We start from the raw sequence: 14243 nt of genomic DNA, 5'->3' as shown, positions 1-14243 counted from the left end.
TGCCATTATATTCGTCTTTATCTTTAGTTATATTCCGATGTACGGAATCATCATGGCGTTTAAGGATTACAACATATTCAAGGGGATTGCGGAAAGTCCTTGGGCGGGTTGGAAACATTTTAATATGTTCTTTACCGCACCAGAATTTTCACAAGTTATGAGAAATACGCTTGTGATCAGTTTTCTTAAATTCTTCATTGGATTTCCGGCACCAATTATTTTGGCCTTAATGCTGAATGAAGTAAGGCATATGTTCTTTAAACGAGTTGTACAAACCGTGAGCTATCTACCTCACTTCTTGTCTTGGGTAATCGTGTCTGGATTTGTCATGTCACTATTGTCTACAGATAATGGAAGTTTAAATATCGCTTTGGAAAAAATCGGAGCGGTTGACGAACCAATCAGCTTCCTAAGCGTTCCGAAATATTTTTGGGCGATCTTAGTGACAACGAATGTTTGGAAAGAAATCGGGTTTGGATCGATTGTTTATTTAGCTGCTATTGCGGGTGTTGATCAACAGCTTTATGAAGCAGCCGCTCTTGACGGTGCTAGTAGATTCAAACAAATTTATTTGATTACCATTCCTTCCATCTTGCCAGTTATCTTAATTTTCATGATTTTGGCAATTGGAAACTTATTGAACGCTGGTTTTGAGGATATTCTCCTTTTAGGCTCTAACCCTGTTGTAAGGGATGTATCGGATGTCTTGGATACTTACGTGTATCGAAGAGGGATTCAGCACTCGTTATTCTCCTATGCAACCGCTGTCGGTTTGTTTAAAGCCATCATCAGTGTAGCCTTGCTCACATTGGCAAACTTCTTGTCAAGAAGAGCAGGAAGCAGCTTGTGGTAAAAAGAAAAGCGTAGGCGCCTGTCCATCGACGTACAAACTTCAGGGCCTGTGACTGAGATAAAGGAAACACGACGAGGGACGAGTCGATGTTGACTTATCGTAGGGAAAAGGACAAGAAGTTTGCTAGTCGATAGGCGCCGGAGCTGGACAGAGAAAAGCGTAGGCGCTACACCCTATACAGAGAAAAATGTTAGCGCCTGTCGATGGCGAAAAGCACTCAAATGAGACTACAAAGGAGGATTCCACATGTTAAAAATGACAACTGGTGATCGAGTCATGTCGATTACCATCTATATCATACTTACAATATTAGCGTTTGTTACCTTTTATCCGTTCTGGAATGCGTTGGTTATCTCGTTTAACAGCGGAATCGATACGATGAAAGGTGGAGTCACTTTTTGGCCAAGGGAATTTTCTTTGGACAACTATGACATCGTTTTCCAAGATTCTCGTATCCTGAATGGATTCTTCATCTCCATTCTCCGTACGGTGATCGGTACAGCATCAGCTGTTCTCTTTACCGCCATCTTTGCGTACGGGATGTCGAGAAAAGAATTAATTGGTAAAAACTACTATATGATTTTCTGTGTCGTCACGATGTTCTTCAGTGGTGGTTTAATCCCTACCTTCTTATTGATCAGAGGATTGGGACTTTTCAATACATTTTGGGTCATGGTCATTCCAGGCTTAGTCAGCGTATGGAATATGATTATCTTCCGTACCTTCTTCCAAGGCTTGCCAGCAGGGCTGGAAGAATCCGCGAAAGTTGATGGATGTGGATATTGGGGAACATTCTTCCGAATCATCCTTCCGCTATCGGGTCCAGTTATCGCAACATTATCGTTATTTACAGCTGTTTATCATTGGAATGATTGGTTTTCTCCGAGCATCTATATTTCGGAACAAAAACTATTGCCAATCCAAACAATGTTACAGCAAATTCTTAGCTCCAACATCATGACGGAGCAAATGGCACAGGCAGATTCAACGGCTGCAGCACATATGCAGAAACTAAAATCTGTTTCAACCAAATCTCTCTCGATGGCGACGATGATGGTTGCAACCATTCCGATCATCTGTGTGTACCCATTCGTTCAAAAGTATTTCGTTAAAGGGGTATTGGTCGGCTCTTTGAAAGGGTAATGAAATTGGTTTAAAGCGCAAGCTTTAAATAGATAGTAAAGAGATATTTAAGGGGGAAATAAAATGAGAAACAAGATGAAGTTATTGACTTTATCCCTAGTTGCTCTGCTGATGGTCTTCAGTATATTGTCCGGCTGTTCAAAAGGTAGCTCTGGCGACAGTAATGGCAATGATAAAGGCAATTCCGGCAACGGAAATAAGAGTGATGGCTTTGTTCTAGGAGAAGACGAGCTTGAGTATACAATGTACGGTCACTATGACTGGTACACAATGCCACCTTGGGGCGAAGACGTAGCAACAAAGTGGATTAAAGAAAACAAAAAAGTAACGGTAAAACCTATTAGCTCAGGTGGTAACGCTGCACAAAAATTCAATACGATGATCGTTGGTAACGAGCTTCCAGACGTTATGTGGTTAGATCGTAATGCCGATTTGGATAGACTTCGTGAAGCAGATATGCTTGTTCCACTTGATGAGTATATTGAAAAATATCCTAACATCAAGGAATGGGTTGGAGAGTCTACTCTTAACATGCTTCGCGCTGAAGATGGACATATTTACAGTATTCCTAACTGGTATACAACACAACCAAATGGTAACTCTGGTTATGTCGTAAATGAAAAAATTTATAAAGAATTAGGCTCACCAAAATTAGAAACAACTGACGATCTTTATGCTTATTTGAAACAAGTGAAAGAAAAATATCCGGATGTCGTTCCTTTTGAAGCTGGACAAGGTGGCGGACTTGACATTCTTTACTCAGCATTTGGAGAAGAACATCCAAACATGTTTATGAATGGTCATTTTGTGCCAAATGGCGATAAACTATCTTCTATCTTTACAGATCCAGTATTTAGAGAAGCAATGGTTTATATGAATAAACTTTACAGTGAAAGATTAATTTCACAAGATACATTGACTCAAACGGCAGACCAAGTGAAAGAAAAAATTGTTTCTGGTAGATTTGCGGTATTCGCAGATAGCTCTCCTACAGAGCATGGAAGCCTTGCCCATACAGAATTAAGAGCACAGGATCCAGATGCGGGTATGAAAATGATTTGGCCAATTCATAAAGAAGGATTGGATAAAGAAAAAATCACTCCTGGAACATGGAGTCAGCTTGGCTGGAACGTAAGTGTTATTACAAAAGCGGCTAAAAACCCAGAAGGCATCTTTGCTTTCCTTGATTGGATGGTAGGTCCAGAAGGTCAGCGTACTATTTTCTGGGGACCTGAAGGTTTATATTGGGAAGGAACACAAGCTGTTGAAGGCATTGCAGAAGCACCAATATTCACAGATAAATATTTAACAGATGTTGAAAACCTATCTAAATTAATGAATACAACAAATAGCTTCCAATGGGTTGGAAACGTGGTTTATATCGACAAATCCAAAACAGCATTTGAAATGACATTGCCAGAAGAACAACAAAACTGGGATACAAAATATCAAATGAGTATCACTTGGAAGACTCAAAAGAATTCAACAGAGTTCCAAAATCTATCGCCACTTCCTGAAACAGAAGAAGGTATGGCAGAACAACGTGTGAATGAAATCTATGACGAAGCAAGAGCAAAAGCCCTTCATGCGAAGAGCGAAGCAGATGTTCTAAAAATCCTCGATCAAGCTGAAAAAGATGCTACAGCAGTTGGATATGACAAATTGCTAGAGTTCAAAACTAAAAAATGGCAAGATAACAAAGCGAAAATAGCTGGTAACTAATTAGCCATTCAAAAAGGTCTCATCCACTATATTTAAAGTGGATGAGACCTTTCATATTATATATAAGACTCTACTACCTTCCTAACTCTTTCAATTCCCTCCCACATATCTCCAGGCCCATCATAGATTAAATTTATCGGTCCATTGTAGTTTGTTGCAACTAAAAGCTCTAAACTATTTCGAAATTCGTCTTCGTCAGGGATTCCTTCTGAATCCATTTCGGGTTTTGCATGAACGGATTGACTATAAGGAAGTAGTTTTTCGATCTCCTTATATTTAGTCTCACCTTTAAAATTACCAAAGTCGGCAATTAGCCCTAATTCTTCATTTGTATTTTTCACTAACTGAATACAGTTATCAGCAGTTGAAGTAAGCGAATGGAAATTTTCAGTAATAATTCGTACGTCAAGCTTGTTGGCGTACTCTATAAGATTATTTAATATTTCAGATGAACGTTCAAGGGCTACATCATTGTCTGGAGAGGCGTCACCAGCAATAATTCGAATTTGTCTTGCTCCTGCTACACTTGCAATGTCAATCCATTTTTTTATTAAATGGATATCTGCATTCCTACGGATCTCATCATCAGATGTAATATCACCATAATCCAATAAAAGAGTGTTGAACGTTATTCCCGCCTCATTACAAGCCATTTTTAGTTCTTGTAAATAGTCCGGGTCTGTCCTTGGAAAATTGAAATGGCATATTTCAATAGCTTCAAATCCTTTGGAAGCCAAAATAGCCGGTAATTCAAGTAGAGTAGTAGTTTCAGGTTGAGGTTCTACCTGAACCATATGACTTTTTTTCTCATCGTCCCAGACCGTCCAATTGAGGGGGCCGAGATTTCGATGCAAACTCCAAGTACTTATTGATAAATATGACATAAAAAAACAACTCCTTAAAGAAAAAAGTAGACGAGATGAATAATCTCTATGTATCATAATTCGATTATTTATTAAAAATTCCTCTAAAAGTTAAAATATAGATCGTAATCCAATATAATAATAATAAAAGGCTGTTTTCGTAAAGCTTGTTGTATTGTAAAAGCCCAAAAGCGGGCTTTTACACCTACGCAATGAAGTATAGCTGTTCTTATGAAGTTGGCAGCTCTTTTCTCAGAAGAATAATTCATTTTGAGGTTCAAACCAATCTCTTATTATAAAAATTTATATGAAATAGCAACAATGTTGAGAAAAGAGCCTAATAAAATCGTTGTTATTTCTAGGAGGCTTTATGAACAAAAATAGAATTGTATTCACCGGTGGGGGTTCTGCTGGACATGTAACACCTAATCTGGCAATGATCAGAGAGCTAAATCAAGAAGAATGGGATATTGTTTACATTGGTTCGAAAAAAGGAATCGAAAAGGAATTAATAGAAAAAGTAAATATTCCTTACTACTCCATAAGCAGCGGAAAGTTAAGAAGATATATAGACTTTGAAAATATTATTGATTTATTTAGAGTACTTAAAGGATGTATGGATGCAAGAAAAGTTTTACGAAAGATAAAACCAAATATTGTGTTTTCAAAAGGTGGTTTTGTCTCAGTACCCGTTATCATTGCGGCTAAAATGTTGAAAATCCCCATCTTCATTCACGAAAGTGATTTAACACCGGGGCTTGCAAATAAAATATCACAGAGATTCGCAACAAGAATTTTTACATCCTTTGAAGAGACAATAAAATATTTCCCGAAAAATAAGACTACATATATTGGTTCGCCTATAAGGAGAGAAATTTTACAAGGATCAGCTGCGAAAGGAAGAAAGTATCTAAATTTTCATAGTAAACTTCCAATCTTGACCATTATGGGTGGCAGCTTAGGAGCAAAAAAGATAAATGAAACGATACGAAGTGCCATAGAACAACTGACGACGAAATATCAAATTGTTCATATATGTGGAAAAAATAATACTGATCACAGTATGGCTGATATAGAAGGATATAAACAATTTGAATACGTACATGAAGAACTTGCCGACATATTAGCAGCGACCGATATTGTCATTACTCGTGGGGGGTCAAACTCTATTTTTGAATTTCTCGCACTAAAAATACCGATGATCATCATCCCGCTAACGTTACAACAAAGTAGAGGCGATCAAATATTAAATGCGAAAGTATTTGAAAAAAAAGGATATTCTATTATGTTGGAAGAAGAAGAACTTACAACAAAAACATTAATCACTTATCTAGATAATGTTTATGAAAAAAGACATGAGATGCAAATGGCGATGAATCTTTACCCAAATAAAAACGCTCTATCATACTTAGTTAACGAGATTAGAAATATACGATAAAAGGAGGTTCTATTAATGGAGGAAAATAAAATCTGGTCAGCAAAATGGATTTGGCCAAGAAATTCTTTCTTAGATAAACATGAGATTGTTTATTTTAGAAGGTCATTCTTTGTTGAAAATGATCAGTGTCAGTTAAATATTAATGTTTCTGCAGATAGTAGATATCGTCTATTTTTAAACGGAAAATCTGTTTGTGTTGGTCCTCTTAAAGGTGATAATCATACTCACTATTACGAAACAGTAGATCTCTCTCCTTACTTGAAAAAGGGAAAAAATGTATTGGCGGCGAAAGTACTTCATTACTCACCGCTTAGTTCTGAACCAAGTCCAGAATCGATTTGGCATTCCACAAAAGGAGGGTTTCTTTTAGAAGGAAGCCTACAATCATCTAGTGGCGAGACGATCGAAATACTTGATTCTAATCAAGATTGGAAATGCCTTATTGATCATGCTATTCATTATGAAGCTGAATCATGGCTATCATCGATTTGGTTAGGCGGCGTAGAAAGAGTAAATGGGGCTAAGCTTCCACATGGTTGGCAGTCAATTGAACATAATGATAGTAAATGGGACCATGCTGTTCCTTTTCTTGATCCTCAACTAGACCATGGACTCCTAACTCCGTGGCAATTAACAAAACGTAGTATTCCATTCCTTTACGAAAAAGAAAAGGCATTTTCTAGGGTCATGCGATCTGATGAAGAAAATCTCCCTTTAACCAATGTATTTATTAATAACACTGGACCGTTACATCTATTAAAAGGAAAACAATTCATCGTCGAACTTGATGCTGGAGAGCTTACGACTGGATACTTGAACATAAAAGTATCATGAGGAAGCGGTACGAAAATCTCTATATTACCTTCTGAATGTTATGAAATAGAAGACCCATATACAGGTAATAGACTTAAGGGTGTAAGAGACGAAATATTAGAAGGAAGCAAACTATTGGGTGATTCAGATATATATATGGTTAGTGGTATAGATGATAAAGAATCTCTAGAAGAATATGAACCATTTTGGTGGAGGACATTTCGATTTGTGAGATTACATATTGAAGTAGGAGATGAACCGATTACCATCCATTCTTTTTCATACAGAGAGACAGGTTATCCACTAGAAGTGAAAGCCCAATTTCAAAGTTCCGAACCTTCAATGACCCCACTATGGGATGTTAGTTTACGTACATTAAGGCGTTGTATGCATGAAACATATGAAGATTGCCCTTATTACGAGCAACTACAATATACAATGGATACTAGATTGCAAATTTTATTTACATACATTATTAGTGGTGATGATAGCCTAGCTAGAAAAGCCATATTTGACTACCATAGTTCCTTATTGCCTTCAGGAATGTTACAAAGCAGATATCCTTCAGTTTTGCCTCAAGTTATTCCTGGCTTCTCAATTTTTTGGATACTAATGGTACATGATCATTATATGTATTTCAAGGATGTTGATTTAGTTAAACGATACCGTCCAACAATCGACGCGGTGTTAAATTGGTTTGATCGAAAGATAGGCGCTGAAGGACTTGTAGGAAATCTCACTAGTTCATATTGGAATTTTGTTGATTGGGTAGCAGAGTGGAAAAACGGGATTCCAACGGCTGTCTCAAAAGGTCCGTTGACTATCTACAATTTAATGTATGCGGTTGCTCTGCATAAGGGGGCTGATTTAAATGAATGGACAGGGCGGACGGATGTGGCTAAGGAATACAGAGAAAAAGCTGAAAATTTGAAAAAGGTTATTCTTTCATCCTGCTGGTCCAATGAAAAAGGATTATTCAGAGACGGACCTCAAGTCGAAGAATATAGCCAACATGTGCAAATTTGGAGCGTTCTTTCAGGAATTATCGAAGGAGAAAATGCTGTAAAAGTGATGGGAAAAGTGCTTAATGATAAAACACTATCCCAAGTATCCTATGCTATGGCGTTCTTCCTTTTTAGAGCACTATCCAATTCAGGATTATACGATCGATCCTTTGTTTTATGGGATACATGGCGTGATATGTTGAAGCTAAATTTAACGACGTGGGTGGAAGACCCGGTAGGTCAAAGAAGTGATTGCCATGCTTGGGGTGCTGCACCGTTATATGAATTTACTTCAGAAATTTTAGGTGTAAAACCAGATTTACCAGGATTTGAAAGATTCTTAGTGAAGCCTCAAATCGGAAATCTTTCTTGGGCAAAAGGATCAGTAGCCACTCCGCATGGGCTTATATATGTAGAATGGAAAGTTGAGGATAATGAATTTAGCATTGTGATTGATGGGCCAGAACATATACCTTTGTTACTGAGTTTGCCAAATGAAACTGTCATCTCGTATGCTAGTGCAAGTAAAATTGTGTATAAATGTATGTTAAAAAATAATTGATAAGGCGGAGAATGAGCGTGGGGAAAAAAGTTAATATTGTAGTAGTTGGTATTGGTGGATATGGAAATTTATATGTTCAACAGCTCCTTGATTTTGGAAATGAAATGAATGCCAGTATTGCAGGCATTGTAGATCCAAATCCAGAATTGAGTGGGAATTATGGCAGAATTATTGAAAATAATATTCCAGTTTTTTCTACAATTGAAGAATTTTATATAAATCATAATGCTGATCTTGCCATTCTATCAACACCTATTCATCTTCATGCATCCCAAACATGCTACGCTCTTCTAAAAGGAAGTAACGTACTATGTGAAAAACCGATGTGTGCATCTCTTCAAGAGGTAAAAAAAATAATAGAGACACGAAATCAAACAGGCAAGTTCGTTGCCATTGGTTTTAACTGGTCTTTCAGTCCGTCTGTTCACGACCTAAAACGAGACGTATTAAATGGAGTATTTGGAAAACCGAAGCGACTAAAAACGATAGTAAATTGGCCGCGAGATGCTGCCTATTATAACCGAAATAATTGGGCTGGTCGCTTGTACAGTGAAGATGGCGCACCGATTTTGGACAGTGTTGCCAATAATGCAACTTCACATTATCTTCATCATATGTTTTATTTACTGGGCTCCAAAGAAGATGAAAGCGTTCCAATAAAAGATGTCAGCGCAGAATTGTATCATGCAAACCCAATCGACAGTTTTGATACTTGTGCTGTAAAAATAACTACACAAGCAGCCGTAAAGATCTATTATTACGCAACTCATGCAGTTAAGGACTCATTTGGGCCACATTTTTTGTATGAATTTGAACACGCGACCATCTCTAGATCAGATGGTCAGAGAGAAAATCATGTGATTGCACGATTTAAGGATGGCACGGAAAAAGTATACCCTGACCCGGAAAAGGACCATCTACAAAAATTATTAACTTGTATCAACGCAGTAGAAAATGGTAATCACGATATTCTTTGCGGCCCAGAAGCAGCAACTCCACATGTACAAGCCATTACCGCAATGCATGAATCTGTTCCAACTATTACTTTATTTCCCGAAAACTTAATCAACCTAGATCAAGAAGCGAATGTAACATGCGTGGAAGGATTAAGTGAAACACTTTTCCAATGTTATGAACAGTGGACTCTGCCAAGTGAAGTAAATGTACCTTGGGCAAAAAGAGGGGGAATGATAGAAATAAAAAATAGTTTAGTAAAGTGAAATAATCATTTTCTTTCATAAATATATGATCTATGGATATCTTTAAAAGAATGGCTTTGTTAAAGCTTGTTATTGGATATGTCACTCAGTTCAGGATCTAAATCAACGTATTATATAGAGGGAGGAATCATTTTATGCAAGCACCCGTAAAGGAAAATCGGTTAGCACCACTTACAGAAGCTCAGATTTCACAATATGAGAAGGATGGTTATTTAGTATTAAAAGGTGGCTGTAGTCATGATTTAATCGATGCATATAACTCCTATATTTACACAGTACGCTCAGCTGAAAAAATAGAGGACTGGGCAAATCCTCATATTGGAAAAATTTTGTCCGAAAAAGATCGTTTTTCTCTTCGGCTCTTTAATCCGCATCTTCATGATGGGTTTTCTTTGCAATTGATGAAGCTTCCAATTGTCCGGGGGGGTTTGGCACAATTGCTTGGTGATGAAGCAGTAGGGATACAAAGTATGTATTTCTACAAATCTCCAGGTTCACCTGGACAGGCAGCTCATCAAGATTATTATTATATTGATAATGAACCAAACACCTTAACAGCGGCCTGGATTGCCATGGAGGATGTAGATGAAGAAAATGGATGTTTATGGGTGATCCCCGGAGGTCATAAAGAAGGGCTTCTTCCACATGGAAAAGTAAAAGATACGAGTGAACATGAATCATGGACGGATGAGACAGAAGGAGCAGATTTATCAAAGCAAATTCCTGTCACAATGGAAAAAGGGGATATCGTGTTCTTTCATAACCTTCTTATCCACTCTTCTGGAAAGAATCGGACGAGCAACAGATGGCGACGCTCTTATGTGTGCCACTATATTCGCCATGATTCTACGATACAGAGAGAGGATTTAAAAAAGAAAATTTCATTAGAATAAGCTATAGATAAAGTGTAAGCTGGCGGATTAAGTCCGCTTTTTTTGTTATTAGTTTTTTGAGAGAAAAGGAGAAAAAAGATTCATATCGAATATATAAAGTGGTGATTGTTCCAAAAATTTTAGGCAGGAGATACACTAATGTTCAAATACAGTCTAACCCAATGGATTTTCGGAAATGAAAGCTTGGAGGAAAGTCTAAAAAGATTAGTGAAATATGGATATCAAGGAGTTGAACTAGCGGGGGAGCCAGATTTCATAGATATAAATAAAACTAGGGAGCTTTTAGATAAATATAATGTAGAATGCAGCTCCATCTGTGGAATTTATAACGAGGAGAGAGATCTTTCCTCAGAAAATAAAGAAATTAGGAAAAATGCAATTAAGTACGTAAAAAAATGTATAAATATGGCAAATGCATTAGGTGCCCGGATTGTTATTGTTGTTCCTACGTATGTTGGAAAAGTAGAGGCGAAAAATAGAGAAGAATGGAATAACGCGGTAGCAAGTGTTCGAGAGTTGGGAGATTATGCTAAACAGCATAATATTATTCTTGCAATCGAAGCTATAAATCGGTATGAAACCTACTTAGTTACGAATCTATATAATGCAAAACGATTTATTGAAGAAGTGAACTCAGAGAATGTAAAAATGATGGCGGATTTTTTTCATATGAATCTCGAAGAGCAAGATATGATCAATGCATTGACAATCACTTCGGATCATCTCGTTCACGTTCATATCGCGGATAATACAAGGGAGGCAGCTGGATTAGGCCAAACCGATTTCACCCCAATTATGTCCTTTCTGAAGAAACTTAATTATTCAGGATACGTCTGTATGGAATTTCTGCCTTCAGTGTCAAATCCTTACTTAGTTTCAGAGTATCGTACTGAATCTAGTTTATACGAAGACTATACGAGGCAATCAATCGAACATATTAAAGGCATTGTTAATCATTTATAAGAGTTTGGAGGAAATTGAAATGAAATGGGCATTTATGACTGCTAACTTTGTAGCAAAGGAATTAAATTATCAAAATAGTGATGATTGGGGTAAGTGCCATCAAGCAACATTTGAGGCTTTTCATGGACCACAATTTTCATCTAAGTTTGAAGAATTAATCTCGATGACGAAAGATATGGGATTTGATGCAATTGAATTATGGATTGCTCATCTAGATCCTCTACACGCTACACCTGACATGATTGAACAAGCGCTGCATATTTTAAAACAATATGAAATGACTGTCGCTTCCTACACAGCAGGCTTTGGCTCTCCGGGTATTACTGTCGAGGAAGCTACGAAAGTATTTGAAACTTCGAAGGCAATTGGCACCCCTGTATTAGCACAAGGTTTCCATCCGGCAAACGGCCCAATTGTCATGCCATTAGCCGAAAAGTATGGAATTCGAGTAGGTTTGGAAAATCATCCAGAAAAAACACCGCAAGAGGTGATAGATAAAGTAGGTCCGTTTTCACCGTGGATTGGTGCAGCTGTTGATACAGGTTGGTTTGGTACACATGGTTATGATAACGTAAAAGCATTTCGTGAATTAAAAGACTATCTCGTCCATGTTCACCTAAAAGACATTAAAGAGGTTGGCGGTCATGAATCATGTACATTAGGTGATGGGATTGTTGATATTAAAGGGGTTTTATCAGTCTTAAAAGATATTAAATATGAAGGTACGATTACGATAGAACATGAACCACACCACCATGACCCTACTGAAGATGTAAAAGAAAGTTTAAATAGAGTAAAAGCTTGGTGGGAAGAGTTGCAATAAATGTTCTTTTGACAGAGGTGAAGAAGTATGGACAAACAATTTCCTGAAGTCGTTACATTTGGAGAATCCATGGTTTTGATGACTCCTGCGAATACGAAAGGAATAGAATATAACAATCAGTTTTTCAAATCATTTGGAGGTGCGGAAAGTAACTTTGCGATAGCATTGGCACGTCTAGGACACCAGGTTGGTTGGTTTAGTCGTTTAGGAAAGGATCCATTCGGCAAATTCATTTTAAAAGCAATCAGAGGTGAGGGAGTTGATGTGTCGAGGGCAGAGTTGACCGATCAAGCTCCGACGGGTTTTATGCTACGTGAATCGGTCGCTGGGAAAACCTCTGTTTATTATTATAGAAATGGGTCAGCTGCAAGCAAATTAAGTCCAGAACACTTAGATGAGGAATATGTAAAGAATGCGACGATACTTCATATAACAGGAATCACATGTGCCATAAGCGAATCTGCTAGAAATGCTGTTTATAAAGCAATCCAAATTGCAAAAAACAACGGAGTTAAAATATGTTTTGATCCTAACATTAGATTAAAGCTGTGGACAATTGCTGAGGCGAGGGAAGTGTTACTCCCTATAGCTGAGCAAGCAGACTATTTTTTGCCTGGGCTAGATGAATTAAAGTTACTATATGATACTAATGACGAAGATGAGGTTTTTTCTAGGTTAAAAGAGTTAAAAGCGGTCTCAATTGTAAAAGGTGGTAATGATAAAACATTTTTAGTTGATACTGGATCAGTAACCTCTTTTCCTTACATATCTGTCGAGAAAGTCGTTGATCCTGTTGGGGCAGGAGATGGTTTTTGCGCAGGATTCGTAGCGGGATTATTGAAAGGGTTTAGTCATCAAAAATCGGTACAGCTAGCAAATTTGGTAGGAGCCTTAGTTATACAAACTGAAGGTGATTGGGAAGGACTGCCTACTTTGGATGAGGTTCAAGCCATCATGAATAAAGAAATTCATATTGAAAGATGATTTTTTCACTTAAAAAGAGGATTTAAAGGATTATTAATCGAATGAGTATTCGAAAAATATTTTAAGAGGAGTTGCAAGGAGTTGCTAAAGGGCTTACATAGTACAACAGTATTACATAATGGTGTTGAAATGCCTTGGTTTGGGCTAGGTGTTTGGAGAGTCGAAAATGGAGAAGAAGCTGTCAATGCAGTGAAGGCTGCTATAAAAAATGGCTATAGAAGCATTGATACAGCTGCTGTATACCAAAATGAAGAAGGGGTTGGACAAGGAATTAGAGAGTCCGGCGTTCCTCGTGAAGACATTTTTGTCACTTCTAAGGTTTGGAATAGTGATCAAGGCTATGAATCAACATTGGAAGCATTTGAAGCAAGCTTAAAACGTTTAGGGCTCGATTATCTTGATCTTTACTTAATCCATTGGCCAGTAAAGGGAAAATATAAGGATACATGGCGAGCACTTGAAAAGATTTATAAAGATGGTAGGGTTCGCGCGATTGGTGTAAGTAATTTTCATGTACATCATCTTGAGGATTTAATGCAGGATGCTGAAATTAAACCAATGGTGAACCAAGTGGAATTCCATCCGAGACTTACTCAATTGGACTTAAGGTCGTACTGTAAAGAATATGGAATTCAATTTGAAGCTTGGTCTCCTTTAATGCAGGGTGGACTTTTAGAAAATGAGGTCCTTGCGGAAATTGGAAAAAAATATAATAAAACAGCGGCTCAAGTCATTCTTCGTTGGGATCTTCAAAGTGGAGTTGTAACAATTCCAAAATCTGTGAAGGAACATAGGATTATCGAAAATGCGGATATTTTCGATTTTGAATTATCGAATGAAGAGATGGAAAAAATCGATGAGTTAAACGAAAACAAACGAGTAGGGGCAGATCCAGATAATTTTAATTTTTAAGATTTTTGATGTATCTTTCGGGCAAAAAATTTGAATTATTGGGAGGATTT

General features: G+C 37.4%; 13 protein-coding genes. 12 read left to right on the top strand and 1 reads right to left on the bottom strand.

Annotation, left to right across the window (positions count from 1 at the left end; genetic code table 11):
• The 3 genes from KHA93_RS09435 to KHA93_RS09425 form a co-directional block, all read left to right on the top strand.
• Positions 1-853 (top strand): ABC transporter permease (locus tag KHA93_RS09435; RefSeq protein ID WP_213110513.1); only part of this gene is annotated, 853 nt, incomplete at its 5' end.
• A 246-nt stretch (positions 854-1099) separates the two neighbouring features.
• Positions 1100-1996, top strand: a complete 897-nt coding sequence (locus KHA93_RS09430; RefSeq protein WP_213110512.1) for a carbohydrate ABC transporter permease — start codon at positions 1100-1102, stop codon at positions 1994-1996.
• 63 nt (positions 1997-2059) lie between these two features.
• Positions 2060-3718 (top strand): extracellular solute-binding protein, encoded by a 1659-nt coding sequence (locus tag KHA93_RS09425; RefSeq protein WP_213110511.1) that lies wholly within the window; start codon positions 2060-2062, stop codon positions 3716-3718.
• Positions 3719-3774: 56 nt separating this feature from the next.
• Here KHA93_RS09425 and KHA93_RS09420 read toward each other — a convergent pair whose 3' ends face one another.
• The gene (locus KHA93_RS09420) at positions 3775-4602 is read right to left on the bottom strand and encodes a sugar phosphate isomerase/epimerase family protein (RefSeq protein ID WP_213110510.1); all 828 of its coding nucleotides are present in this window, start codon (positions 4600-4602) and stop codon (positions 3775-3777) included.
• A gap of 349 nt (positions 4603-4951) precedes the next feature.
• Between KHA93_RS09420 and murG the strand changes: the two genes are divergently transcribed.
• The 9 genes from murG (at position 4952) to KHA93_RS09375 (ending at position 14193) form a co-directional block, all read left to right on the top strand.
• Entirely contained in the window at positions 4952-6019 is a 1068-nt protein-coding gene (murG, locus tag KHA93_RS09415) for an undecaprenyldiphospho-muramoylpentapeptide beta-N-acetylglucosaminyltransferase (RefSeq protein WP_213110509.1), read from the top strand.
• Positions 6020-6034: 15 nt separating this feature from the next.
• The gene (locus KHA93_RS09410) at positions 6035-6853 is read left to right on the top strand and encodes an alpha-L-rhamnosidase N-terminal domain-containing protein (RefSeq protein WP_213110508.1); all 819 of its coding nucleotides are present in this window, start codon (positions 6035-6037) and stop codon (positions 6851-6853) included.
• 114 nt (positions 6854-6967) lie between these two features.
• The gene (locus tag KHA93_RS09405) at positions 6968-8398 is read left to right on the top strand and encodes an alpha-L-rhamnosidase-related protein (protein ID WP_213110507.1); all 1431 of its coding nucleotides are present in this window, start codon (positions 6968-6970) and stop codon (positions 8396-8398) included.
• Positions 8399-8415: 17 nt separating this feature from the next.
• Complete coding sequence (locus KHA93_RS09400; RefSeq protein ID WP_213110506.1) at positions 8416-9618, top strand: Gfo/Idh/MocA family protein; 1203 nt, start codon at positions 8416-8418, stop codon at positions 9616-9618.
• Between the two features lie 134 nt (positions 9619-9752).
• A complete protein-coding gene (locus tag KHA93_RS09395; protein WP_213110505.1) occupies positions 9753-10511 on the top strand; it encodes a phytanoyl-CoA dioxygenase family protein in 759 nt (252 codons plus the stop codon).
• Positions 10512-10649: 138 nt separating this feature from the next.
• Positions 10650-11474, top strand: coding sequence for a sugar phosphate isomerase/epimerase family protein (locus KHA93_RS09390; RefSeq protein WP_213110504.1), 825 nt, complete (start codon positions 10650-10652; stop codon positions 11472-11474).
• A 19-nt stretch (positions 11475-11493) separates the two neighbouring features.
• Positions 11494-12297, top strand: a complete 804-nt coding sequence (locus KHA93_RS09385; RefSeq protein WP_213110503.1) for a sugar phosphate isomerase/epimerase family protein — start codon at positions 11494-11496, stop codon at positions 12295-12297.
• 27 nt (positions 12298-12324) lie between these two features.
• Positions 12325-13281, top strand: a complete 957-nt coding sequence (locus KHA93_RS09380; protein ID WP_213110502.1) for a sugar kinase — start codon at positions 12325-12327, stop codon at positions 13279-13281.
• Between the two features lie 129 nt (positions 13282-13410).
• The gene (locus tag KHA93_RS09375; protein ID WP_213112855.1) at positions 13411-14193 is read left to right on the top strand and encodes an aldo/keto reductase; all 783 of its coding nucleotides are present in this window, start codon (positions 13411-13413) and stop codon (positions 14191-14193) included.
• Positions 14194-14243 lie beyond the last annotated feature (50 nt).

It is taken from the genome of Lederbergia citrisecunda (assembly GCF_018343695.1).
Lineage (GTDB): Bacteria > Bacillota > Bacilli > Bacillales > Bacillaceae_C > Lederbergia > Lederbergia citrisecunda.
Note: the sequence above shows the minus strand (reverse complement) of the source record. Positions and strands in the feature narration are given on the sequence as shown.

Coding starts and splice junctions, on each gene's coding strand:
- KHA93_RS09385 (WP_213110503.1), top strand. CDS start 11,494: ATGAAATGGGCATTTATGACTGCTAACTTTGTAGCAAAGGAATTAAAT.
- KHA93_RS09375 (WP_213112855.1), top strand. CDS start 13,411: ATGCCTTGGTTTGGGCTAGGTGTTTGGAGAGTCGAAAATGGAGAAGAA.
- KHA93_RS09420 (WP_213110510.1), bottom strand. CDS start 4,602: ATGTCATATTTATCAATAAGTACTTGGAGTTTGCATCGAAATCTCGGC.
- KHA93_RS09410 (WP_213110508.1), top strand. CDS start 6,035: ATGGAGGAAAATAAAATCTGGTCAGCAAAATGGATTTGGCCAAGAAAT.
- KHA93_RS09395 (WP_213110505.1), top strand. CDS start 9,753: ATGCAAGCACCCGTAAAGGAAAATCGGTTAGCACCACTTACAGAAGCT.
- KHA93_RS09380 (WP_213110502.1), top strand. CDS start 12,325: ATGGACAAACAATTTCCTGAAGTCGTTACATTTGGAGAATCCATGGTT.
- KHA93_RS09430 (WP_213110512.1), top strand. CDS start 1,100: ATGTTAAAAATGACAACTGGTGATCGAGTCATGTCGATTACCATCTAT.
- KHA93_RS09390 (WP_213110504.1), top strand. CDS start 10,650: ATGTTCAAATACAGTCTAACCCAATGGATTTTCGGAAATGAAAGCTTG.
- murG (WP_213110509.1), top strand. CDS start 4,952: ATGAACAAAAATAGAATTGTATTCACCGGTGGGGGTTCTGCTGGACAT.
- KHA93_RS09425 (WP_213110511.1), top strand. CDS start 2,060: ATGAGAAACAAGATGAAGTTATTGACTTTATCCCTAGTTGCTCTGCTG.